Here is a 21,889-nt window from a genome sequence, read left to right on the forward strand (position 1 = left end):
TTGCGGAGCCCCTATGTTCAAGCGTTCCTTGTGTCATCTGTTGTGTGGTCTGTCGTTGTTCGGCGCGGCATCGTCGGCGTTGGCCGGGTTCGTGCCGGAGCAGGCCCGTGTCGAAGTGCTCGGTGATCACCGTGACCAGCACTGGTTCTGGATATGGGGCAGCAATGCCCCCAACATGGTCGATGGCCGCGCCTACCTGTTCAACGATCAGGGTCGCAACCTGGGCCAGTTGAGCACCGGCATCTGGTCCAATGGTTTGCAACTCGCACGCAGCCGCGACGAACTGTATGCCACCGAGATCTACTTCAGCCGTGGCGTGCGCGGCAAGCGCACCGACGTGGTCACCGTCTACGACGCCAAGACCCTCAGCCCCAAGCGCGAGATCCCGATCCCGGCCAAACGCATGACCGCGCTGATTTCAACGGGCCTGAGCGTGCTGTCCGACGACGAACGCTTCCTGCTGGTGCTCAACTTCACCCCCGCACAGTCGATTTCGGTGGTGGACCTGGAAAACAGCCGTTTCGTCACCGAGGTGCCGATCCCTGGGTGTGCTTCGATCTATCCTGCCGGCCCGCGGGACTTCTACGCGATCTGCGGCAACGGCGGCTTCTTCCACCTGCGCCTGGGCGAGCAGGGGCAAGTGGCCTTGCAAGAGCGCACCGCCCCTGCGTTCGATCCGCTGCAGGATCTGCTGCTGACCACCGGTGTACGTGATGGCGACACCTGGTACTTCGTCTCGCAACACAACCGCGCCTATGCCCTTGGCATGAACGCCGACGGCGTGCGGCCGATCAAGCAATGGTCGCTGCTGAGCGAGCAGGAGCGCACCGACGGTTGGGGTATCGCCGGTAACCACGGTTTGGCCCTGCACCAGCAGAGCGGGCGGTTGTATGTGTTGATGCACAAAGATGTGCCGGAGAACTACCAGAAGCCCGGCACCGAGGTGTGGGTGTTCGATGTGGCCACGCAAAAGCGTGTTGCACGCCTGCCGCTCAAGGAGCAGAGCACCGCCATCAGCGTCAGCCAGGGCGCGCAACCACGGTTGTACAGCCTCGACTGGCTGGTGCCGATGCCGAGCCTGTTCACCCTGTGGGTCTATCTGACCGAGGGTGATGCCGGGCTGATCCCGCTACTGCGCCAGGGGGTGAACCTGTACGACGCCGACAGCGGCGAGCACTTGCGCAGCGTCGGCGATATCCCCCTGGGCTTCCTTAATGTGGTGGCGCCATGGTGATCGCCGAGCTGCTGCATGACCCCTTGGTGCATGTCGCCAGTGTCGGCGCCCTGAGCTTGCTGCTGGGGGCCGCCGCACTGCACAAACTGCACGAACCCCGAGCGTTCGCCGACGTGCTGCAACGCTATGCCCAGGTGTTGGGAGCATGGTGCGCGGCGCCCGTCTGGACGTATGCGCTGCCGATGCTTGAGGTGCTGGGCGCCGCTGGCCTGCTGCTGGGCCTGTGGTGGCCATGGGCGGTGCTGCCGGCTGTGTGTCTGCTGGTGCTGTATGCCGGCGTACTGGCCCTGGCCGTGCGCCGAGGCTCTGCCATCGAGGACTGTGGCTGCCATTTCGGTGGCCGTCCTCAGCCTCCAGCGCCGGCAGTGGCATGGCGCAACCTGCTGCTGGCGCTGCTCGCCTGCAACCTGCTGGCACCGATGGCCGAGCGTCAGCTGACCTGGCTGGACGGCTTCACCCTGGTGTTCGTCTTTGTCAGCGCTGCCGCTGTGTACCTGCTGGCGAACCTGCTGATCTCCAACCGCGCATCCCTGAGGCAACGTCCATGACCCATGCTTTGATCATTTCCAGCCTGCTGTCCTGGGCGATCACCCTGATGCTGATCCTCGCCGTGTGGGCCCTGGCGCGTCAGGTCGGGCTGCTGCACGAGCGTATCCAGCCGGTAGGCGCACTGTCGCTGGGCAAGGCGATCAAGGCCGGTGACGCGGCGCCGGTATTCACGCTGGCGAGCCTGACCGGTGGCTCGGTGAGCCTGGGCGGTGTGAGCGGGCAGGCCACCTTGCTGTTCTTCCTGTCCGAGACATGTCCGGTGTGCAAGACGCTGTTGCCGGTGCTCGATGCGCTGCGTCGCCAGGAGCGCCTGCACATCGTGCTGGCCAGTGATGGTGAACCTGACGAGCACCTGGCCTTCATTGCCGCCCAAGGTTTGCAGGCATACCCCTACCTGCTGTCGCGGGAGGTGGGCCTGGCCTACCAGATCAGCAAACTGCCTTATGCCGTGCTCATCGACGAGCACGGCACGGTCGCCAGCCATGGCTTGGTCAACACCCGTGAGCACCTGGAAAGCCTGTTGGAAGCACGGCGCCTGGGGCATGCCACGGTCCAGGCGTACAAAGCCGCGCAGCAGGGGTACCACGCATGACCATCAAATGGTTCGACGAAGCCACCCAACTGTTGACCCGCCGCGTCGCCCGTGGCACTTCGCGCCGGGGCTTTCTTGGTGGGCTGGGTACCTTGCTGGTCGGTGCCGGGGCAACGACCCTGTTGCCTGTGTTCCGCGGCGGCGCGTTCGCCCAGTCCAGTGCCGGGCTGCAGGAGTCGGGTGACCCGAACAGCTGCGAATACTGGCGCCACTGTGCCATCGACGGTTTTCTCTGCGGCTGCTGCGGCGGTACTTCCAGCAGTTGCCCGCCGGGCACCGTGCGCTCGGACATCACCTGGATCGGCACCTGCCGCAACCCCACCGATGGCAAGGACTACGTGATCTCGTACAACGATTGCTGTGGCAAGAGCAACTGCGGACGTTGCGTGTGCCAGCGTGACCAAGGTGATACGCCGCTATATCGCCCGCAGAGTTCCAACGACCTCAACTGGTGTTCCGGCAGCCAGGCGGACATGCCATACCACTGCTCGCTGTCGGTAGTGATCGGGGTCAAGGAGTGACCATGGTCGGGCGACTGTCATGGATGCTGTTGCTGGCAGCGCTGTCGGCCCAGGTATCGGCCACAGAGCCACGTCAGTTCGATTACATGCTCAATTGCCAGGGCTGCCACTTGCCCGATGGCAGCGGTAACCCGCAGCGAAGCGTGCCGGCCTTTACCGGCCAGTTGGGCAAGTTCCTCTGGATACCCGGCGGCCGCGAATATCTGGTGCAGGTGCCGGGTTCGGCATTGTCGGGGCTGTCGGACGATGCCCTGGCCGGAGTCCTCAACTGGATGCTGGCGCGTTTCGATGCCGGCCATCTACCCCCGGACTTCAAACCCTATACCGGCGATGAAATACAGCAGTGGCGTGGGGCAGTGCCTGCGGATGTCGAGACTACCCGCAACCGGCTGCTACAGCGTATCGCCGAACGAGAACGACATTGAGAGCACCCCTACCGATGAAGCCAAGTCTTTGTGCCAGCCTGCTGGTATTTGCCGTCACGTTGCAGGCACACGCTGCTACACCACCGCCCCAGGCCGCCACCTGCGTGGCCTGCCATGGCGCCGAGGGCCAGGGCAACCCGACACTGGGCGCACCACGCCTGGCTGGGCAGCAGGTTGATTACCTGCTCACGCAATTACGCGATTTCAAGGCAGGGCGCAGAGGCTACGACCCGCGGGATGGCCATGGCGCACAGATGCGCGCCATCGCGGCCAATGTGGCGGAAGGTGACCAGGAACCGTTGGCGCGCTATTTCGCTGCCCTTGGCGCCGAGCCTGCAACTGCGCCGACGGCCTCCAACGGCGAGGGGCAAGCGCTTTACCAACACACCTGTGCCGCATGCCACGGGCCGCAGGGGCAGGGCTTTGCGCACCTGAAAACGCCCAACCTGCGTGTGCTCGACCGAGCCTATCTCGACCGACAGTTGCAATCGTTCAGCGACGGGCTACGTGGCAGCGAACAGCATGCCAGCGAGCTGGCGGTCTGGATGCGAGGAATCGCCTTGCAACTGCATGACGATCAGCAAAGAAAGGTATTGCTCGATTACATTGCCGGGCCATGACTCATGGCTGCCCGGCACCTTCGGATTCTTGACCAACAGTAATGGTGATTTCTCTATGCCGTCAGGCACATTCATCAAGGGCTTCCGTCACGAGCTGGCCAACCGCGCCTTCGCCAGGGCTGCAGTCAGGCGCATGGCCACACGCCTGCAGGGCCAGCCAGCGCACCCGTTCTGGAAAACCTACGCCGACCTTGAAACCTTCAACCAGCCACGCTACGAAGCCGCAGCTCAGTTGTGGGGGCTGGACACGGCCCCTGGCCTGTTCACCCGCTGGAAATCATGGCTGGTTTCCTCGGTCCCGCGGCCTCTGCAAGGGTTGCTGCTGCGGTTGGTCCATCGTGAGACCGTGAAGTACTTTGCCTGGCTGCAAAGGCTGCGCGAGGAGGGCCCCTCAGGCGCACAGCGCTTTCTCGATTACATGATCGATCAAGAGCAACTGCAGCTGGACATGATGCGCATGGCCCTGAATGGGCGCTATCGCGACGTAGTGCGCAAAGCCGACGAATTCTTCCTCAAGTACAACGGTGTCAAACTGCTGGAGTTGCCATGAACGTTCTGATTGTCCACGCCCACAACGAACCCCGGTCATTCAACAGCGCCATGGCGCGGCTGGCAGCAGAGGTCCTGGAGGACAAGGGCCATTGTGTAGTGATGTCGGACCTGTATGCCATGCGGTTCAATCCGGTGGCCAGTGCCGAAGACTTCCAAGAGCGCGCAAACTCGGATTACCTGGTCTACGCCCTTGAACAGCGTCATGCCGTCAGTAGCGGGACCTTGGCCGCTGACATTGCTGGCGAGCTGGACAAGATTCGCTGGGCCGACCTCATCATCCTCAATTTCCCCATCTACTGGTTCAGCATGCCAGCCATCCTCAAGGGCTGGATCGACCGGGTGTTTGTCTCGGGCTACTGCTATGGCGGCAAGCGCATCTACGACCACGGCGGGCTCAAGGGCAAGCAAGCGATGCTGGCATTCTCGCTGGGAGGGCAGCCGCACATGTTCGGCCCGGATGCGATTCATGGCGAACTGGAAACTTTATTGCGGCCCATCCAGCGTGGCGTGCTCGGCTACGTAGGTTTGTCGGTACTACCTCCATTCGCCGCGTTTCATGTGCCGTACATCAGCGAAGACGCTCGACATGAGTACCTCGAACAATACCGTCAGCACCTGCTGACGCTCGATGAGCGTCCACCTCTGGTGTTTCCGTCACTGGATGATTTCGACAGCAATATGCGGCCCAAACGCGGACAGGCGAGGTGAACATGCAAGTTCATGTAGAGCGGCAGGATGAAATTGCCTTCCTGACCCTGGGAAACCGCGAGCGTCGCAACAGTTTCGATATCACGATGGCAACTGCACTGCTTGATGCAGTTCGAACCTTGGCAGCGCGTCCGCCGAAGGTAGTGGTGATGCGTAGCAGCGCTGAGCACTTTTCGGTGGGCGGTGATGTGCAACATTTCCGCCAGTTGCTCGCGGGGGAGCAGCAAGCCTGCATGGAAGGTGTCGAACAACTGGTCGGCGCTGTGAACGAAGCGGTGCTTGGTATCACCAGGTTGCCGTGCCCTGTGCTGGGGCTGCTCAATGGCGCCGTTGCCGGCTTCGGGCTTTCATTGGCGTTGAGCTGTGATCTGTTGATCGCCAGTGAAGATACTCGCCTGCACTATGCCTACGGTGGTATCGGCATCACCCCGGACGGCGGTGGCAGTTGGCATTTGCCGCGCCAACTTGGCCTGCACCGCGCCTTGGCCCTTGCATTGCTCAATGGATCACTGACGGCCTGTGAGGCTCGCTCGCTTGGCTTGATCATGGACGTAGTGGCCAGCGAGCATTTGCAGGCAACAGGCCTGCGCATTGCTGGCCGTCTGGTCGCTGGTGCAAGCGCCGCCCAGGCAGGCGCCAAGGCGCTGTTGCGCAATGGTCTGCTTGATGGGCTGCCCATTGCATTGGAAAACGAGCGGAAAACGTTTGTGCGCCTGAGCACCAGCAGTGATTTTGATGAAGGGGTGAGGGCATTCTGCATGCGCCGAACTGCATCGTTCAGCTGAGGTTGGCCCGCTCATTCGCTGGTGGGTCTGGTTTGTCTGGGGGGCAGGGTGCAGTACGGGACTGCGTCCGCATGTGGAATACCATCTGCCACTCCGATGGAGGCAAATGCAGCGGAACGACCTGTTTCGCCAGAAAGTCCAAAATGTAGTCGAAAATTCTTTCAAGGCTTGTGCGCAGATGACCTTCATCGTCTGGTTCGCCATGCTGGGCGCCGTCTTGCTGCTACTGGCGCTCTCATCCTCCTACCTGCGATGGATCCCTGTGACTTCGTCCGTGGTGTGCCTTGCCCTGGGTATCGGCCTGGGCACATCGGGGTTGGGTTTTCTTCATCTGGACCTGAGCAAGGCGAGCGGCTGGATGGAGCACCTCACCGAAGTCGCTGTGCTGTTTTCGCTGTTCTTCAGTGGCTTGAAGTTGCGCCTGCCCTTGCATGACCGCAGATGGTGGGGCGCCTTCTACCTGGCGGGGCCGGTGATGTTGGTCTGCATCGGTGGGGTAACGCTGGTGCTGCATCATGGCCTGAACCTGGGGTGGGGCATATCGGTTTTGATCGGGGCGATACTCGCACCCACAGACCCCGTGCTTGCCACCCTGGTACAGGTGGTTGATGCCCGGGATGATGATCCGGTGCGTTTCAGCTTGTCTGGCGAGGCAGGGCTCAACGATGGCGTGGCGTTCCCCTTCGTCATCCTCGGGTTGTTCCTTCAGCAGGATACCGGCCAGGCATGGTTCAGTGACTGGTTGTTCAAGGACATGCTGTGGGCAGTGACCGCAGGTCTGTTGCTTGGTTACTGGATGGGGCGCGGTCTGGGCAAGCTCACGCTCTTTTTGCGCCTGCGCAACGACGACAGTACCGTGTCGCCCAATGACTACCTGGCCCTTGCCCTGATTGCGCTGGCTTACGTGAGCGCCGAGTCGGTTCAGGCCTATGGGTTTTTAGCGGTGTTCGCTGCTGGCCTCGGTTTACGCCAGGCAGAGGTTCAGACCTCCAATGGCCCCGAAGAGCCGGCTGCTGAACACCTGGTACAGCCCGTGGTAGGCCACCAGCATGTAGCGCCGGAGATGGCCGTCAAAGGTGATGTGCAAGGCCTCGACGACTCGCAGGTGGCAGCAGGCATCATGTTGGGGGATATGCTGGCTTTCGGCAGCTTAATCGAACGGGCAATGGAGGTGTTTCTGGTGACCATGCTCGGGGTAGTACTCATCGAGCATTGGGACTGGCGGGCCTTGATCGTCGCCGCAGCGCTTTTCCTGCTGATTCGTCCCTTGAGCATCCTCCTGTTCCCGGTTCGAGGAATGCTGGATATCCGGCAGCGTGGGCTATTGGGATGGTTTGGCATTCGAGGAATCGGCAGCTTCTACTATCTGTTCTACGCCCTCAATCACGGGCTGCTTGCCACGTCAGCCGCGCAGAGCATCAACCTGGTTCTATCGGTGGTGGCGCTAAGCATTCTGCTGCACGGATTGAGCGTTCAACCGCTGCTTGCCAGATACGAAGCGTGGAAAGGGCGGCTCACTGCTTCGGTGTAGCTTGAAACCGACGCGGCACGTCTGGTGGCCGCTGCGTTCAATCTGAAAAAAAGCCAGGGCGCCGTGCACCCTGGCCGAACTCATTTCAAGTTAGCGATTTTCGCTACCACGACCGCCGCCGTGACTGTTCTGTCCGCCCTTGCGTCCAGCCTCGGAGGCGCGCTCACGGTCGTTGGCAAAATTGCCCCCAGAGCTCTGGCCGCCTTTGCGACCTGCCTCCGATGCCTTCTCACGGTCATTGGCAAAGTTGCCTGGGTTGTTCTGTGCGGTACCACCTTGGTGGCCACGATTGGATTGGTTGTCAGCCATGATCTTTCACCTCATGTCGTCACACAGGAAAGTCTGTGTTCAACTCGGACGTCAGGCAGGGGGGCGTTTGCTCCACTGCTTTCTGCTCGTCCCGACGGGTTGCGCGAAAGAACCCGTGCGGGCGACTGTGGCGCCACAGAGCTTTGTTCTCCAACCTTTGGGAGGGTTCTGACTTGCGTCGAGTTTGACGGCACGGTCGTTCAGCTCCTGCGTCGTGAATGGGTGATTGCAAAACCTACGATCATTCCAAGCGCCGCTGCGCCGATCAGTAGAGGCGTCTTGTCTTTTGACTTCCTCCAACCCCCGTCGATACTCCTCCTGCCACTCGGCGGCTCAAAGAGGTTGCCAGATGATGTTTCGGCTTTGGGACTGCGGTTTATTCCCCGACGCGTCAGCCACCCCGATAACAGAGGCAGACCTGGTACCAGGTAACTGGCCAGATGCGCCAGGCGGGCCGTGGCACCGACCGTGGTGTGGGCGCGTGGTGATATTGCGCAGGCCACCATGGCCTTCGCCACAAGTTCGGGATCATATACAGGGCCCGGAGGCGTCAGCGCATGGCCTGTGTAGTTGCCGCCGTCTCGGAAGCCCGGTGTGTCCATGACGGCCGGATAGATATCGCACACGTGGATCTCGGGGAACGCCGTCAATTCCCCTCGCAGCGCCTCAGTCAGCCCACGTAAGCCGAACTTGCTCGCCGAGTACGCGGCTGCATAGGGTTGGGCCACCCAACTGCCCAGTGACAGCGTGTTGATCAGGATGCCGCTGCCTTGGGCCTTGAACAGGGGAAGGGCTACAAAAGCGCCGCGCAGGTAACCCATCAGGTCAGTCTGGATGACCTGCTCGTGGGCCTCCAGTGGAGTTTCTTCGAAATTGCCGACCGCGCCAACGCCAGCGTTGTTGATCCAGATATCGATCCGTCCGCGGCCAAATGCTGCTGCCTGCGCGGCCAGCGCTTGCACCTGGTCGTTGCGGGTGACATCGGTCGTGATCGCTATGGCATCCGTCCCGCAGTCGGTGCATTCGTCCAGGACGTCGAACAACGCTTGTTCATCGCGCGCGGCAAGCACCAGGCGAGCACCCTTGCAGGCAAATGCGTGCGCGGCGGCACGGCCGATACCGCTGGAAGCGCCAGTGATCACCACGACTTTGCCGCGCAGCGGCCCTCTGCTCGGATAGCCCTCTTGGGGCGATTCCCGCTCTTTGCCAGACGTAGTCTGGTCGTCAACTGGCGCGATCGTTTCGCTGGCTTCGATCCGAGAGATTTCAAGAGCGGTGCCGTCGATCAGGGTCAACGTCAGCCCTTCAACCGTGCCAGCCTCCCGGTTCGGAAACACGGGTTCCCCTTCGGCATCCACGCTGTCGTAGATGAAACGCGTGCCCTCGATCCAACCCACGGCGGTCAGAAGCTCAGGGCCGAGGTAGTACTTCCCGTCCTGGAAGAAGCCTGGGAACTGATGTGCCCGCTCCACGTTTTCCACGCGATAGCGTTCACCTGATTTCATACCTGTCGCTTGATCGATCATTTTGCGAACCCCTGTAGATCTCGAAAATGTCAGCCTTCTGCTAGGCATCTTTGCGTGATGGATATGCAGGGGAAGCCAAGGTGGGTCGTAAAGTTCAGACCAACAAGTCCGGTGGTACGCTGCGTAATGGAATGCAGGCAGAAAAATACCGGTCACGCCGGTATCAGGCCGAGGCGCAGCGCCAATCAGCCCTGGCCAGCATTGAGCCAGGGCTGTGCGTTACCTTCAGGCGATAAGGTCTACTGCCAGCTGGAAGGCTACCCATAGCGCCAGGCCAGTGGCGAAGGCCAGCGCGATGTTTTCGAACCAGTTGTTGCGGTACGCCTTGCCCAGCAGCGATTTCTGGTTGGACATGATCAGCAGGCCCAGCGAGATCACCGGCAGGCCGATGATGTTCAGCGCGCTGACACCGATGGTAAGGGTCACGAAGTCGGGCATACCCGGGATCGACCAGGCCAGTGGCGTCACCAGGATGAACAACATGAACCATTTGTGCATCGGGTCGTTGTGGAATTCCTTTCCATAGCGTTCGCGCCGCTCGGGCTTCACATGCTGGAAAGCGTCGGTGATCAGCATGGGGAACGCAGTGGTCTTGCCAGAAATGCTGGCGAACAAGGTGGCGAATACGCCGACGAAGAAGATGTACCAGCCGATCGGGCCGAAGAACAGTTCCAACGCCTTGCCCAGGTCGCCAAGCGTTTTCACCTCGATGCCGTTGGGCCGCAGGATTTCCGCGCCGACGATCCAGATCGCCAGGTTGATGACGATACCGACGAATACCGCGAACAGCAGGTCGTTGCGCTGGATGCGTTTGTGTTGCGGGCCGACCCAGCCTTTTTCACGCATGACATAGGGGTGCACGAAGTTGGCTACCGAGCCTGCCACGGCACCGATCACCGATACCGCTACCAGCAGTGCGCCGTGAACGCCTTCATCGGCTGGAATGCTGAAACCGATGGTACCTTTGACGATACCCGCCACGTCGGGGCCGGACATCACAGCCAGCGCCAGGAAGGCCAGGGTCATCACCGCCAACAGTACTTTCATGACGCCTTCGATCATTGCGTAGATGTTGCGCCCCACCAGCATCCACACGGCCAGCACCACGGCCATGGAGCACAGCAGTGGGTAGTCGATCCGCAGCAACATCGCCAGCGCTTCACCCGCACCCTTGATCATGTAGGCGTTCATCAGGTGCCCCATCAACAGGGCATAGGCCAACATGAACCAGGCGAACACCGGGTGCAGTTGCGCATAGCCCTGCAGAATGGTCATCCCTTGGTTATTGCACAGCTGGAAACGGGCGATGATGTTTACGATCAGGTATCGGAGCAGCAGCGAAACGGCCAGCACCCACATCATGGCGTAACCGTAGTTCGCCCCGGCGACAGATGAGGTTATCAGATCTCCTGCCCCCAGCCACGACAGAACCGCGATGACGCCGGGGCCAAGCAATTTGATCAGCTTTGACAGGCGATTTTGAGGGGTTACGGCAGTTTTCCCCTCGACAGAAGGTATGCTCGACATGGTGACTCCATTGTTTTTTTTGTGAGAGCGGAGCGTAGTCGATCACAGTAGATAGGATGTCGTACAACTTAAATTCCAGCAAAGATGTTTCTTAATGTTTCGAGGCAAGGTGCAATGTCCAGAGGGCGGCCGAGACGACACCGACAGGCTTCCTCAAATAGTGAGGGAAGGCCGCATTTGTCGCGGCCTTTACTCGTTAGACTTGCGCTTGGCCACCGTCGACGAACAGTTCGGCCCCGTTGACGAAGCTGGCGTCGCTGGACGCCAGGAAAAGAGCGGCTTTGGCAATCTCTTCAGGCTCGCCGACGCGCCCCAAGGGAATCTGCGATGCCAGGTAGTCCAGCAGGCCTTGCTGCTGAGCTGCGTCCGGCCCGGCGAGGTCTACCAGACCCGGGGTGCGAGTCGCGCCGGGGCTGATGGTGTTTACCCGGATGTTGCGATCTTTAAGGTCGAGGATCCAGTTACGGGCAAAGGCACGCACTGCAGCCTTGGAGGCCGCGTACACGCTGAATGCGGGTGTGCCCGAGCTGGCAGCGGTGGAGCCGGTCAAAATTACCGAAGCGCCTTGAGCCAGAAGTGGCAGCGCTTTCTGAACCGTGAACAGCGTACCTTTGACGTTACGATCAAAAGTGTCGTAGTAGTGTTCTTCAGAAATGTCTCCCAGGGGCAACATAGAGCCACCCCCTGCGTTTGCGAACAACACGTCGATTCGCCCGTGCTCTGCAGCCACCTGTTGGTACAGGGCATCAAGTTCGTCCGGCTTGGAAGAATCCACTCGAACCCCTACCGCGCTGCCAATCTGTGCGACGGCGTTGTCCAACTCCGCCTGGCGGCGCCCTGTGATGAATACTCGTGCGCCTTGTTGAGCAAAAAGCTTGGCGGTCGCCAGGCCGATGCCCGAGGTTCCGCCAGTCACGATTGCGATTTTGTTTTCAAGCTTGCCAGTCATGATCATCTCCGGTGTTTGTGATGTTGCGTTGGGAGAAGCGTATCGACGACCGGGAAAAACCAAAATAGAATTGTTGGAAACTCATCGTTGCAGAAATGAAATGAGCAAACTTCCGGATTTTGAAGGGTTGGCGATGTTTGCCAAGGTAGCCGAGGAGGGCTCGTTCGCAGCCGCCGCCAGAGTCATGGGCGTTTCAGTACCCACAGTGTCCAGGGCGGTAGCACGGCTGGAGGAGCGACTGGGGGGGCGCCTGTTCAACCGCACATCTCGACAACTTTCATTGACCGAGTTCGGTCAGAGCATGGCGGGCAGGGCTGGGGAAATCTACCGGCAGGCCGAAGAGGTGGAAGGCGAGGCGATGGAGCTCTCCGTTCGACCTCGCGGCCTGGTTCGCCTCGCGATCCCCATGTCGTTCGGCTTGAGATGGGTCGCGCCCTTGATGCCCCAACTCATTCGGCAGTATCCAGAGCTCTCGGTAGACCTCCATTTGTCCGACGCTTCGGTCGACTTGATCGCGGATGGCTTTGACGCGGCCTTGAGGATCGCTGCATTGCCCGACTCTTCATTGGTGGCTAGAAAACTGTGTGCCGTGACTCAGTTTCTTGTCGCCTCACCGGCCTACCTCAATCAGCACGGAAGGCCAAAGCACCCCCGAGAGCTTGCAAGTATGCCTTGCCTTAGCTACGCCTATCGTGCTCGGACGCAAGTCTGGAGATTCACGCATACATCTGGAGTAGAAGAGGATGTCGTGCCTACGGGGCCTTTGCGTGTCACTAATTCGGAGGCGATGATCCCAATGCTGCTAGAAGGGATGGCCATCTCTGAACTGCCTGAGTTCATCGCGAGTGAGTATCTGGCGGATGGGCGCCTGGAAAGAATCTTGCCGGAGTGGAGTATGACTCGGGGCGGCTTGTATTTCGTGACACCGTCTGCGCGAACTCGGCCAGTGAAGATCAGAGCTGTTTCCGATTTCTTCTTTGAACACCTGTCCGCGCCGACGTGGCGCTGGACGCCGGGGTATGAGTCATCAGGTGATATTCAGCGAGCAGGGCTGGAGTAAGGTTGGTTCATCTACGGAGAATGACATGGGTAGTCAACATCCAAAGGCCCTGGCCCATGAGAAACGCCGGAATCAGAAAAATTTTCCCCAAAATACCCTTTGATACTCCAGCAGCCTATGGCTGGTGCTTGCCAGCGCCGTAGCGCTTCTTGCGGGATCAGTATCCGCGCTGCTTCTGTTCTCCCTCGAGCACGCGGCCCAATGGCGTGCAACCCACCGCTGGGTCATCTGGCTGTTGCCTCTGACCGGCTTTGCAGTGGGGCTGGTTTATCACTTGATCGGCAAGCCGGTGAACGCAGGCAATAACCTGCTAATCGACGAGATTCACGCCTCGAAGAAAACCGTTCCGCTGCGCATGATGCCTCTGGTGTTTGCGGGCACGGTTATATCCCACTTCTGGAACTATCGTGCTGTTTCAAACAATCGATTTTGTCATTTTACGATCCCTCTCCAAGCACCATTGAGCTGCATAAATCAAAGGTTCCAGGGCGCGTCGGGATTTCTCGCAAAAAGCGATGATGGCACGTTGACTCTCCCCTTAGGGGGAGACTTTAGACTCCCGGCCCTCGATATATCTGGCCTGAAAACAGCATTTTTTGGCCCGATGAATTTATTCATTCAATGCGGCTTTTGTAGGGAAACAATCAATGAACAATCCCTTGGAATTGGACAGCGTTATCAGCAGTACACAGGAGATTCTTGCGCAGTTGCTGGTGTTGGACCAGGCCGACGTGGCAGAGCACAGCAGTATCGTTGACGACCTCGGCGCCGACTCGCTGGACATCGTCGACCTGAGCTTCCAGTTGGGTCGTCAGTACGGTTGCACCTTGCCGAAAACCAGCGTGCTGGATCACGCGGTAGCGGTGTTCGGCGACGCCACCCGGTTTGTCGAAAAAGGCCGAATCACGCAGGACGGCGTGGCCTTGCTGGAGCAGAGCCTCAGCGCTTATGCGCCGGGCCAGTTGCACGTGGGCATGCAGCCGGGCGATGTCTTCTCGGCCACCACCGTGCGTAACTGGGCGCAGCAATGCCATAACGTTTTCAACTACCTCCCCGAGGCCTGCCCTGAGTGTGGCGCGGTTCATGCCCAACTCAATGAACGCAAACAAGTGGTGTGTGGCGGGTGCAGTGCTCGCCTGACCCCTCTGGACGGTGACTCGATCTCGCGTCTGTTGGTTGAGCAGTACGCGGCCACCCAGTTGAAAGCTTCGGCGTAGGGGTTGCCTTGATGCAGGCCCGAGAGGTTCTGGTCACCGGCTATGGCCTGGTGGCTCCCATGGCACTGGATGCGGGCTCGCTGTTCACGACGATCAGCGAAAACCGTTCCTGCATTCGCCGGCACCCGGCGTTTGTCGAACTGGGTTTTGCTAACCCGGCGGCCGGATTTATCGATGAGCAACAATGGCAGGCCATCGCGGCGGCCTTTCCGGGCGATCTGCAGACCACCTCCCGCCAGGAATGGCTGGCGCATTACGTGGCCCGTCAGGCGCTGGCCCATGCCGGGTTGGCCGACGGCGCATTTGCCCGAGTCGCCAGCGGTATTTTTGTCGGGGCCAACAAACATTGCGTGAGCGGTGATTTGCGGGACGCTAGCCGTTACATGGACGATCAGGGGCGGGTCGATCTCGACCAGTACCTGGATAACCACACCCTCAGCGGTGGGGCGTTTGCCCGGCGGGTTGATCAGCAAACCCGCCATCTCGCCGAATGGCTGGGTGTACGTGACCATATCTCCACACATTCCGATGCCTGTGCCGCCGGCACCATGGCCATCGGCAGCGCCTATCGAGCGATCGCCCGTGGCGAGATCGACCTGGCGTTGTGTGGCGCGGTGGAGTTGATGGCCCATGAATTGTCCTACTACAGCTTTGATGGGCTGGGCGCACTCTGCCAGCGAGTGGACTTTTCCCCACAAGAACAGAGCCGGCCGTTCATGCCGGACCGCTGCGGTTTTGTGCTGAGTGAAGGGGCGGCGCTGTTGGTGCTTGAATCCCGCGAGCATGCCGAGCGTCGTCAGGCCTGTTCGCTGGGCCGGGTTCTGGGTTACGCGAATCTGTGCGAGGCAGAGAAAATCACCTCCAGCAGCCGCGACGGCAGCAAGTATGCCGCCTGCATGACGGCGGCCCTGGCCGATGCCGAACTGCCCAGTGCGGCTGTGGATCATGTGAATGTTCACGGTACGTCGACACAGGCCAATGACCGTTGCGAGGCCCTGGGCCTGGCGCAGGTCTTCGGCGAAACCCTGGAGCAGATGACGTTCACCGCCAACAAATCTGCCGTAGGGCATTCGTTGGCCGGCAGTGGTGCCATTGAGGCGGTGCTGTCGTTGATGAGCATTCAGTCGGGCGTTGCCTTGCCGACCCTCAATTTTCAGCCGGAAAAATCCGAATTTCCGGAGTTGAAATTCCTTTGCGAACCGTTGCAGCAACCGATCAATGTCGTGCTCTCCAACTCCTTCGGTTTTGGTGGCGTGAACAGTTCGTTGGTGCTGGGCAGGGCATGACATGACCAGATCCAATTCAACCGCTGTTTATATCACCGCTGCGTCGGTACTCAACGCCGCCGGTACAGAATGTGCGTCTCGTGACAGTCAACCTCAGGCCGCGCAACCGTTGGATTTCGACCCGGCACGCCTGGCCCGTTGTGTCGCAGCGCCCGCCTTGCCGGCTGGTGTGTACGACCGCAAACTGTCCCGCAGCCTCGAGCCTCAGGGCGCGCGCCTGCTGTATTGCGCCGGCCGTCTCGCCGAGACCTTGCGTGGTCTGGAACTGCCCGATGAGCGGATCGCATTGACCGCTGCCATTCCGGAAGTGGATGGCCCCAGCTCGTGCTGGGATGCAGTGCAGGCCATTGGCGCACAACCGGCGGATCTGTTGGCGCAATTTTTTGCCCACACACCGCCGCTGCATGCGCTGATGATGCTCAACAGCAGCGTCATGGCCCACGCGGCCGAGGCCTTGCGTTGCAAGGGGCCCATGGGCGGTTTTTGCTCCCAGGGCAATGCCGGGCTGGATGCTTTGATGGAGGCCGCCGCCCATCTGAGCGAAGGCCGTGCCGATGCTGCCGTCGTCGTCAGTAGCAGCCCGAACATCACCCCGGCATTGTACCTGCGTGACGCTACACACCCACCTGTGAACCCCGGCCCGTGGGTTTTCGGCGAAGGTGCTGCGGCACTGTTGCTGACGACCAACCCGGGCAGCGGTGCTCAATCTGCGTTGCGCATTGCTGGGTTTGCCCGTGGTTACAGCGCGCAACCCGAGCGTGGACTGGCGGTTGGTCGCGACGTCATCGAGCGCGCTTTGAGCAACGAAAAACTCTGCCTCAGCGATGTCGGGCAAGTCGTCGCCGATGCACAGGATCCGCAGATTGCCGCGTTGTTTACCCTATCGGGGCACACCCTCGAACACTCCAAGGCGCTGGTAGGTGACCTGGGCGCCAGCGCCTTGCTCAGCGAAATCGCTGTGACCTGGGCACTGGATGGCAGCCGTTACACGCTGTTGCTCGAACATAGCCGAGGCGGGCATTGGGGCGCGGTGCTGCTGGCCAGAACGTCGTCGGACACAGAGACAATGGAGAGTTATCCATGAGCCCCACACGGATCGTGATCACGGGCATGGGCGCCGTCACCGGCTTCGGTTTCGAGTGGCAGTCCATGTGGCAAAGAATGTTGGCCGGCGAGCATTGCATTCGGCCATGGCAACCGGAAGGCGTCGAGGCGGGTGCGTTCCCCGTGCGTTACGCAGCGCCCGTGGATATGGGCTTGATGCCGGCACACTTGAAAGACCATCCGGCCTGGGGATTGTCGCTGGAAAAACGCACCCGCTTTGGTTGGGTCGCGGCCACCCAAGCCATTGCCGACAGTGGCCTGAGCCCCGAACAGTTGCGTGGCGCGGCGGTATTGTCAGCGTCCGGCGCACCTGCTCATCGTTTGCAGGACATGCTGCTCAGCCTGGCGGATAACCCGGCGCAGGCTCCGTCCTGGGCTCAATTGATGGCGCGACAGGCGCAGGTCGATCCTGACAGTTCACTGTGTCAGAGCAACGACCGCCTTGCGCGGGTGATTGCCGATGGTATCGGCAGTGAAGGCCCGGTGATCAATATCAGCAGCGCCTGCGCGGGAGCGTCCCAGGCCATCGGCAATGCATTCCAGATGATCCGTCGCGGCGAGGTCGAGCTGGCCATTGCCGGGGGCGCCGATTCGGTGCTGAGCCTGGACACCATGACCGCGCTGTATCTGCTCGGCGCCGCCAGCAGCGAGCAGCGTTGGGGCACCGAACTGTGTCGGCCGTTCGACCGCCATCGCAGTGGCTTGATTGCGGGTGAAGGCGGTGGTTTTGTCGTGCTCGAAACCCTCGAACGGGCGCTCGCCCGAGGGGCAACGCCGTACGCCGAAGTGCTGGGTTTCGGCAGCAGCCTGGATGCCTACAAAATCACCGCGCCCGACCCGCAGGGCCGGGGAGCGGTGCTGGCGATGCAGATGGCCCTGACGGATGCAGGGCTGGAGCCGCAACAGGTCGATCTGATCAATGCCCACGGTACGTCGACACCGCTCAACGATGCCGCCGAAACCCTGGCGATCAAGACCCTGTTCGCCGAGCGCGAACATTATCGGCGGTTGCTGGTGACGGCCAACAAATCCCAGTTCGGCCACCTGATTGCGGCCGCCGGAGCACCGGAGTTCATGCTCACGGCCCTGGCCTGCCGGGATGATCGGGTCACGCCGACCCTGAACCTGCATGATGCCGACGAACAATGCGACCTCGACTACTGCGCCCATCAAGCGGTCAAGCGCAAGGTCGACGTTGCCCTGAGCAACTCCTTCGGTTTCGGCGGGCTCAACACTTCACTGGCGCTGGGCAAGTACCGGGAGGTGCCGCGATGAAACAGGCTATCGCGATTGCCGGTGCGGGTTGCGTGTTGCCCAGTGGCTGGGGTGTCGAGTCTTTCTGGGCGGCTGCGAACGAAGGGCGCAGCGCAATTACGGCGCTGAACGCCCGACGGTTCAGCAGCGAACGCGTGGTGGCGTTCGGGCAAATTCAGGATCAGGACCACCAACGCAGCCGACAAGACCTTGCGCAAAACCTTCAGCGTTACTGCACGCCGGCAGTGATCTGGGGTGTCAGCGCGGTACGTCAGGCTTTGGAAGAAGCAGGCCTGGCCGATGAGCAGCCGGATGTCCGTTTCGGTTTGTATTGCTGTCAGGGCGGCTACACCCATCCGTCTCTGGAATCCTATGCCGAATTGTTGCTCGGCTGTCGGCAGGACGGCGTCGCCGACATGGCGGCGTTCGCCAGACGGATCCTGCAAGACCGTGCCCAGGACCCTTTTCTGGTGCTCAAAGGCTTGAGCAACTGCTTGCTGGGTGTCACCAGCCTGGCGCTGAAACTGGTGGGTGAGTGCAACGCCTATATGCAAGGTGTCGCCGGCAACCTGGCAGCCTTGCGTGAGGCTACGGCCGCTTTGCAGGATGGCCGGATTGATGCGGCAATCATTGTCGGTGCGGGCAGCGAGCTGGATGCCCTGGCGCTGTCCGGGTTGGTCCAGGCGGGAGTCATCAGCGCCAACGGCTCGAACACTCTGCTGCCGTTTGACCTTCGGGGCACCGGCGGCATTGCCGGGGAGGGCGCGGCAGCATTGGTGCTGCGCCGGCGCGAAGACCTGCCGGCCGGTCCTCAGGCGTGCCTCGCCGACATGACGGCCCATGCCACCCTCGGTCGCTTGAGCCTGCCCGACAGCCCAACCGATCTGTTGGTGTGCAGCGGCACCGGCGATGCGCACAAAGACAGCGTGTTGTGCCAGACGCTGGCCCTTGCGCGCGCCTCGCACATCACCAGCGGGTTGGCGATCAACGGCATTCTCAGCGCGGCGCCGAGCCTGGTGGATCTGATGCTTGCGCGTTGCGCATTGCAGGCCCAAAGCGTGCCGCCGATTGCCGGTTTGCAGCAGCCAGTGGCAAACCTGCCGTTTATTCAGGGCGCGCCCCACGCCGCGAGCCTTGAGCATTGCCTGGTGATGAACCGCGACGACAACGGATTCAGCGCCGCCTATCAAGTGCTCTACAGCGCAAAGGTCACTCAAGACTGACGCTGACTACCGCCTATTTTTTACTTTCAGGGATATGACAGTCATGGATTATCGCGATTTCGTTCGGCCCAAATTCGTCGGCCTGCTCCAGGCACTGGGCCTGGAGTGTGAGTTTCAGCGCGCCCTCGGTAGCCAGTTGTTCTACCGCAACCCCAAGGGCGACATGGTCACGGTCACCGACTTTCTCGGCGGTTACGGTGCGGCACTGTTCGGCCACAACGACCCACAGTTTGTCGATCAGCTATGTGGGCTGCTGCGCAGCGACGTGCCGTTCAACGCACAAATGTCGATCCGCGGTGCGGCCGGGCAATTGGGGCGAGAGCTCAGCGACGCCTTCAATCGCGAACTGAAGAACACCGAACGTTATATTTCGACTTTCTCCAACAGTGGCGCCGAAGCGGTGGAAATCGCCGTCAAGCACGCGGAGTTCCGTCGCCAGAAGAACCTGCAAAAGCAGTTTGACGACATCGATTTCACCCTGGCCAACCTGACCGCCAGCGAACGCGCCTACCGCGAGCTGGATGTGTCCGACCTCGACCTGCCTGCAGGTGTCCTGCCGGCCACCCTGAACAGCGTGACCTTGCGCCAGGTGGTTGAAGCCGTTCGCCAACACAACCTGGCGCAGTTGCACATCGAACCGGTATTCGTCGCCCTGCGCGGCAGCTTCCACGGCAAATTGGTCAATACCGTGCAACTGACCTATGGCCGTCAGTACCGCGCGCCGTTTGCCCGTTTTGGTCTGAACGTCGAGTTCATCGACCCCCAGCAGCCCCATCAGTTGCAGGAATTGCCGGCCCGGCACACGCACCATTGGTTGAGCCTGCAATGGGACGGCGAACACCTGAACGTGCTGAAACTGCCGTTCAGCGCGATTACCGCCGTGTTGGTGGAGCCGATTCAGGGCGAAGGCGGTATCAACGAGTTCGCGGCCGAGTTCTACCTGGGGCTGCGCAAGCTGTGTAACGAGCAACAATGCCCGCTGGTGGTCGATGAAGTGCAGTCGGGTTTTGGTCGCGCCGGGACGTTTCTTGCCAGCAGCCAGTTCAACCTGCAAGGCGACTATTACTGCCTGTCCAAGGCCCTCGGCGGCGGCTTGATGAAAATCGCCGCGACGGTGATCCGCAGCAGCCACTACGAGGGCGAGTTCAGCTACATCCACAGTTCGACCTTCGCCGAGGACGATCCGTCCTGCCATATCGCGCTGTCGGCATTGCGCCGGTTGTTCGCCAATGACGACGCGATGCTCAAAGACATACGCACCAAGGGCGCCTACCTCAAAGCCTCGCTCAATGAACTGAAGATGGCCTATCCGGATGTGATCGCCGATGTGCGCGGGCGCGGCTTGCTGGTAGGTTTGGAACTGCACGACCTGAGTGTCAGCAGCTCGCTGGTACAGGCGTCGGCCCAGTACAACGATGCCTTGGGCTACTTGATCGCCGGCTACCTGTTGCAATTCGAAGCGTTGCGGGTAGCACCTTCGGGCAGCAACTCCAACGTGATTCGCCTGGAGCCGCCAGCCTGTATCACCCTGGGCGAAATCGACGGGCTGATCGGTGCCCTGCAACGGGTCTGCGACATGCTGCGCCGTGGCGATGCGTTGCCGTTGGCGGCGGGTATCTGCGCGGACTCGATTCCCGCCGTGCCAGCCCGTCAGGACGATTTTCGGGTGGCCGAGCCCGTTGAAAAAATCGATGCCAAGGTCGAAGTCGTCGCCCGGGTAGCGTTCATCAACCACCTGATCGATGCCGATATCCTCGGTGACGTCGATCCCTCGCTGGCAGCCCTGAGCCCGGAACAGAAACGCACGTTCATCAACCGCACCAAGCCTGAACGCCGCGCTGCGCCAGTCGGCCCTGTGATCATTCGGTCGCGCCTCGGCATGGCGGTGGAGTTCACCTTGTACCCGCTGTGCATGGATTCCGATGCCATGGCCGAGTACATCCTCAGCGGTGACCTGGACAGCATTCGCGACGAAGTCGGCAAGCGTGTCACCGATGCCCGCGCCGACGGCTGCAGCATCGCCGGTCTCGGGATGTACACCTCGATCGTCACCAACAATTGTCAGGCGCTGAAGATTGCCGACATGGCGCTGACGTCCGGCAATGCCCTGACCATCGGCATGGGGCTCGAAGCCATCGAGCAAGGCTGTGTACAGCAAGGCCTGGCACTGCGCGAGCAAACCGCTGCCGTTGTCGGTGCCGCCGGTAACGTTGCCTCGACCTATGCCTCGGTGCTGTCCGCCACCGTCGATCACCTGATTCTGATTGGCAGCGGTCGTGACGGCTCGGTTCGGCGCCTGGAGAAAACTGCCCAACTGATTTACGCCGACGCGGCCCGTTCGATCCTCAAGGGCACAGCCGAACACGACCGTTTGGCGCAGCGACTGCTGAGCCTTGATGGTTTTTGTGACTTGTTGCGCTCACATGGACAAAAAGCCGACCTCGGTTTGCACATCGCCCGTCTGGTGGATGAGCGCCTTGGCGCGAACGCTTTCATCACGGTCACCAACGATCTCGACGCCCTCAAGGGCGCACGGGTTGTCCTGTGCGCGGCCAATGCGCCTCAGCCATTCCTCGGCGCCGATCATTTCGCCGAGCGCAGCGTGATTTGCGATATCGCCGTGCCGCTGAACGTTCATCAAGACATGCCGAGCCAACGCGAGGACGTGCTCTACATGCACGGCGGCATCGTCCAGACGCCGTTCGACGACGGCCTGGCGCCCAACGTGCGGGCCTACCTGAAAAAAGGTCAGCTGTATGCGTGCATGGCCGAGTCGGTGTTGATGGGCTTGTCTGGCATGAGCCAGCACGGCTCCTACGGCGATATCAGCCGTGAGCAAGTTCAGCAGGTCCGCGCACTGGCCGCGACCCACGGCTTCACCCTCGCGCAATTCAAAACTCGAAACTCGCTTTAAGGA

22 protein-coding genes are annotated in these 21,889 nt (G+C 60.9%); 18 read left to right on the forward strand and 4 right to left on the reverse strand.

Annotation, left to right across the window (positions count from 1 at the left end):
- Positions 1–13 precede the first annotated feature (13 nt).
- The 10 genes from CAG34_RS04450 (at position 14) to CAG34_RS04495 (ending at position 7,517) form a co-directional block, all read left to right on the forward strand.
- Positions 14–1,234, forward strand: a complete 1,221-nt coding sequence (locus CAG34_RS04450; RefSeq protein WP_256573520.1) for an amine dehydrogenase large subunit — start codon at positions 14–16, stop codon at positions 1,232–1,234.
- The gene (locus CAG34_RS04455; RefSeq protein ID WP_085588279.1) at positions 1,228–1,782 is read left to right on the forward strand and encodes a MauE/DoxX family redox-associated membrane protein; all 555 of its coding nucleotides are present in this window, start codon (positions 1,228–1,230) and stop codon (positions 1,780–1,782) included. Before CAG34_RS04450 ends, CAG34_RS04455 begins: the two co-directional genes overlap by 7 nt.
- Positions 1,779–2,375: a redoxin domain-containing protein gene (locus CAG34_RS04460; RefSeq protein WP_256573521.1), complete on the forward strand. Its 597-nt coding sequence runs from the start codon at positions 1,779–1,781 to the stop codon at positions 2,373–2,375. Before CAG34_RS04455 ends, CAG34_RS04460 begins: the two co-directional genes overlap by 4 nt.
- A 2-nt stretch (positions 2,376–2,377) precedes the next feature.
- The gene (locus CAG34_RS04465) at positions 2,378–2,896 is read left to right on the forward strand and encodes a methylamine dehydrogenase light chain (protein ID WP_371858034.1); all 519 of its coding nucleotides are present in this window, start codon (positions 2,378–2,380) and stop codon (positions 2,894–2,896) included.
- Positions 2,897–2,898: 2 nt separating this feature from the next.
- The gene (locus tag CAG34_RS04470; RefSeq protein WP_085588282.1) at positions 2,899–3,321 is read left to right on the forward strand and encodes a hypothetical protein; all 423 of its coding nucleotides are present in this window, start codon (positions 2,899–2,901) and stop codon (positions 3,319–3,321) included.
- A 14-nt stretch (positions 3,322–3,335) separates the two neighbouring features.
- On the forward strand, positions 3,336–3,941 hold the full coding sequence (locus tag CAG34_RS04475; RefSeq protein WP_085588284.1) for a c-type cytochrome: 606 nt from the start codon (positions 3,336–3,338) through the stop codon (positions 3,939–3,941).
- Positions 3,942–3,996: 55 nt separating this feature from the next.
- Positions 3,997–4,491 (forward strand): hypothetical protein, encoded by a 495-nt coding sequence (locus tag CAG34_RS04480; protein WP_085588287.1) that lies wholly within the window; start codon positions 3,997–3,999, stop codon positions 4,489–4,491.
- Positions 4,488–5,201 carry an NAD(P)H-dependent oxidoreductase gene (locus tag CAG34_RS04485; protein ID WP_085588289.1) on the forward strand — a complete coding sequence of 238 codons (714 nt, stop codon included), beginning with the start codon at positions 4,488–4,490 and terminating at the stop codon, positions 5,199–5,201. The genes CAG34_RS04480 and CAG34_RS04485 overlap by 4 nt, the downstream gene beginning before the upstream one ends.
- Before the next feature lie 2 nt (positions 5,202–5,203).
- Positions 5,204–5,986 (forward strand): enoyl-CoA hydratase/isomerase family protein, encoded by a 783-nt coding sequence (locus CAG34_RS04490; protein ID WP_085588291.1) that lies wholly within the window; start codon positions 5,204–5,206, stop codon positions 5,984–5,986.
- 178 nt (positions 5,987–6,164) lie between these two features.
- Positions 6,165–7,517 (forward strand): sodium:proton antiporter, encoded by a 1,353-nt coding sequence (locus tag CAG34_RS04495; protein ID WP_085588370.1) that lies wholly within the window; start codon positions 6,165–6,167, stop codon positions 7,515–7,517.
- A 90-nt stretch (positions 7,518–7,607) separates the two neighbouring features.
- On the opposite strand, the gene CAG34_RS04500 is transcribed toward CAG34_RS04495, so the two are convergent.
- From CAG34_RS04500 to CAG34_RS04515, 4 genes are all read right to left on the reverse strand, one after another.
- Entirely contained in the window at positions 7,608–7,826 is a 219-nt protein-coding gene (locus tag CAG34_RS04500; protein ID WP_003256807.1) for a general stress protein, read from the reverse strand.
- Positions 7,827–8,026: 200 nt separating this feature from the next.
- Positions 8,027–9,352 carry an SDR family oxidoreductase gene (locus CAG34_RS04505; RefSeq protein WP_085588293.1) on the reverse strand — a complete coding sequence of 442 codons (1,326 nt, stop codon included), beginning with the start codon at positions 9,350–9,352 and terminating at the stop codon, positions 8,027–8,029.
- Between the two features lie 225 nt (positions 9,353–9,577).
- Entirely contained in the window at positions 9,578–10,879 is a 1,302-nt protein-coding gene (locus CAG34_RS04510) for an Nramp family divalent metal transporter (protein WP_085588295.1), read from the reverse strand.
- A 196-nt stretch (positions 10,880–11,075) separates the two neighbouring features.
- Positions 11,076–11,828: an SDR family NAD(P)-dependent oxidoreductase gene (locus CAG34_RS04515; RefSeq protein WP_023662722.1), complete on the reverse strand. Its 753-nt coding sequence runs from the start codon at positions 11,826–11,828 to the stop codon at positions 11,076–11,078.
- A 100-nt stretch (positions 11,829–11,928) separates the two neighbouring features.
- Between CAG34_RS04515 and CAG34_RS04520 the strand changes: the two genes are divergently transcribed.
- The 8 genes from CAG34_RS04520 to CAG34_RS04555 all read left to right on the forward strand — a co-directional run bounded on the left by CAG34_RS04520 (position 11,929) and on the right by CAG34_RS04555 (position 21,886).
- Complete coding sequence (locus tag CAG34_RS04520; RefSeq protein ID WP_085588297.1) at positions 11,929–12,888, forward strand: LysR family transcriptional regulator; 960 nt, start codon at positions 11,929–11,931, stop codon at positions 12,886–12,888.
- Positions 12,889–13,012: 124 nt separating this feature from the next.
- Positions 13,013–13,645, forward strand: coding sequence for a hypothetical protein (locus tag CAG34_RS29125; RefSeq protein ID WP_256573527.1), 633 nt, complete (start codon positions 13,013–13,015; stop codon positions 13,643–13,645).
- On the forward strand, positions 13,536–14,105 hold the full coding sequence (locus tag CAG34_RS04530) for an acyl carrier protein (protein ID WP_085588299.1): 570 nt from the start codon (positions 13,536–13,538) through the stop codon (positions 14,103–14,105). Before CAG34_RS29125 ends, CAG34_RS04530 begins: the two co-directional genes overlap by 110 nt.
- 11 nt (positions 14,106–14,116) lie before the next feature.
- A complete protein-coding gene (locus tag CAG34_RS04535; protein WP_085588301.1) occupies positions 14,117–15,391 on the forward strand; it encodes a beta-ketoacyl-[acyl-carrier-protein] synthase family protein in 1,275 nt (424 codons plus the stop codon).
- Positions 15,392–15,560: 169 nt separating this feature from the next.
- Complete coding sequence (locus CAG34_RS04540) at positions 15,561–16,475, forward strand: beta-ketoacyl synthase (RefSeq protein ID WP_085588372.1); 915 nt, start codon at positions 15,561–15,563, stop codon at positions 16,473–16,475.
- A complete protein-coding gene (locus tag CAG34_RS04545; protein WP_085588303.1) occupies positions 16,472–17,770 on the forward strand; it encodes a beta-ketoacyl-[acyl-carrier-protein] synthase family protein in 1,299 nt (432 codons plus the stop codon). Before CAG34_RS04540 ends, CAG34_RS04545 begins: the two co-directional genes overlap by 4 nt.
- Positions 17,767–18,972: a beta-ketoacyl synthase N-terminal-like domain-containing protein gene (locus CAG34_RS04550; protein WP_085588305.1), complete on the forward strand. Its 1,206-nt coding sequence runs from the start codon at positions 17,767–17,769 to the stop codon at positions 18,970–18,972. Before CAG34_RS04545 ends, CAG34_RS04550 begins: the two co-directional genes overlap by 4 nt.
- A gap of 43 nt (positions 18,973–19,015) precedes the next feature.
- The gene (locus CAG34_RS04555) at positions 19,016–21,886 is read left to right on the forward strand and encodes an aminotransferase class III-fold pyridoxal phosphate-dependent enzyme (RefSeq protein ID WP_085588307.1); all 2,871 of its coding nucleotides are present in this window, start codon (positions 19,016–19,018) and stop codon (positions 21,884–21,886) included.
- Positions 21,887–21,889 lie beyond the last annotated feature (3 nt).

Source organism: Pseudomonas sp. B14(2017) (assembly GCF_002113255.1).
Classification (GTDB): domain Bacteria; phylum Pseudomonadota; class Gammaproteobacteria; order Pseudomonadales; family Pseudomonadaceae; genus Aquipseudomonas; species Aquipseudomonas putida_Z.

Excerpts from the sequence above, each read along its gene's own strand:
- CAG34_RS04475 (WP_085588284.1), top strand. The coding sequence starts at position 3,336 with ATGAAGCCAAGTCTTTGTGCCAGCCTGCTGGTATTTGCCGTCACGTTG.
- CAG34_RS04460 (WP_256573521.1), top strand. The coding sequence starts at position 1,779 with ATGACCCATGCTTTGATCATTTCCAGCCTGCTGTCCTGGGCGATCACC.
- CAG34_RS04470 (WP_085588282.1), top strand. The coding sequence starts at position 2,899 with ATGGTCGGGCGACTGTCATGGATGCTGTTGCTGGCAGCGCTGTCGGCC.
- CAG34_RS04555 (WP_085588307.1), top strand. The coding sequence starts at position 19,016 with ATGGATTATCGCGATTTCGTTCGGCCCAAATTCGTCGGCCTGCTCCAG.
- CAG34_RS04550 (WP_085588305.1), top strand. The coding sequence starts at position 17,767 with ATGAAACAGGCTATCGCGATTGCCGGTGCGGGTTGCGTGTTGCCCAGT.
- CAG34_RS04450 (WP_256573520.1), top strand. The coding sequence starts at position 14 with ATGTTCAAGCGTTCCTTGTGTCATCTGTTGTGTGGTCTGTCGTTGTTC.
- CAG34_RS04505 (WP_085588293.1), bottom strand. The coding sequence starts at position 9,352 with ATGATCGATCAAGCGACAGGTATGAAATCAGGTGAACGCTATCGCGTG.
- CAG34_RS04480 (WP_085588287.1), top strand. The coding sequence starts at position 3,997 with ATGCCGTCAGGCACATTCATCAAGGGCTTCCGTCACGAGCTGGCCAAC.
- CAG34_RS04520 (WP_085588297.1), top strand. The coding sequence starts at position 11,929 with ATGAGCAAACTTCCGGATTTTGAAGGGTTGGCGATGTTTGCCAAGGTA.
- CAG34_RS04515 (WP_023662722.1), bottom strand. The coding sequence starts at position 11,828 with ATGACTGGCAAGCTTGAAAACAAAATCGCAATCGTGACTGGCGGAACC.
- CAG34_RS04500 (WP_003256807.1), bottom strand. The coding sequence starts at position 7,826 with ATGGCTGACAACCAATCCAATCGTGGCCACCAAGGTGGTACCGCACAG.
- CAG34_RS04545 (WP_085588303.1), top strand. The coding sequence starts at position 16,472 with ATGAGCCCCACACGGATCGTGATCACGGGCATGGGCGCCGTCACCGGC.
- CAG34_RS04485 (WP_085588289.1), top strand. The coding sequence starts at position 4,488 with ATGAACGTTCTGATTGTCCACGCCCACAACGAACCCCGGTCATTCAAC.
- CAG34_RS04510 (WP_085588295.1), bottom strand. The coding sequence starts at position 10,879 with ATGTCGAGCATACCTTCTGTCGAGGGGAAAACTGCCGTAACCCCTCAA.
- CAG34_RS04490 (WP_085588291.1), top strand. The coding sequence starts at position 5,204 with ATGCAAGTTCATGTAGAGCGGCAGGATGAAATTGCCTTCCTGACCCTG.
- CAG34_RS04495 (WP_085588370.1), top strand. The coding sequence starts at position 6,165 with ATGACCTTCATCGTCTGGTTCGCCATGCTGGGCGCCGTCTTGCTGCTA.
- CAG34_RS04535 (WP_085588301.1), top strand. The coding sequence starts at position 14,117 with ATGCAGGCCCGAGAGGTTCTGGTCACCGGCTATGGCCTGGTGGCTCCC.
- CAG34_RS04455 (WP_085588279.1), top strand. The coding sequence starts at position 1,228 with ATGGTGATCGCCGAGCTGCTGCATGACCCCTTGGTGCATGTCGCCAGT.
- CAG34_RS04530 (WP_085588299.1), top strand. The coding sequence starts at position 13,536 with ATGAACAATCCCTTGGAATTGGACAGCGTTATCAGCAGTACACAGGAG.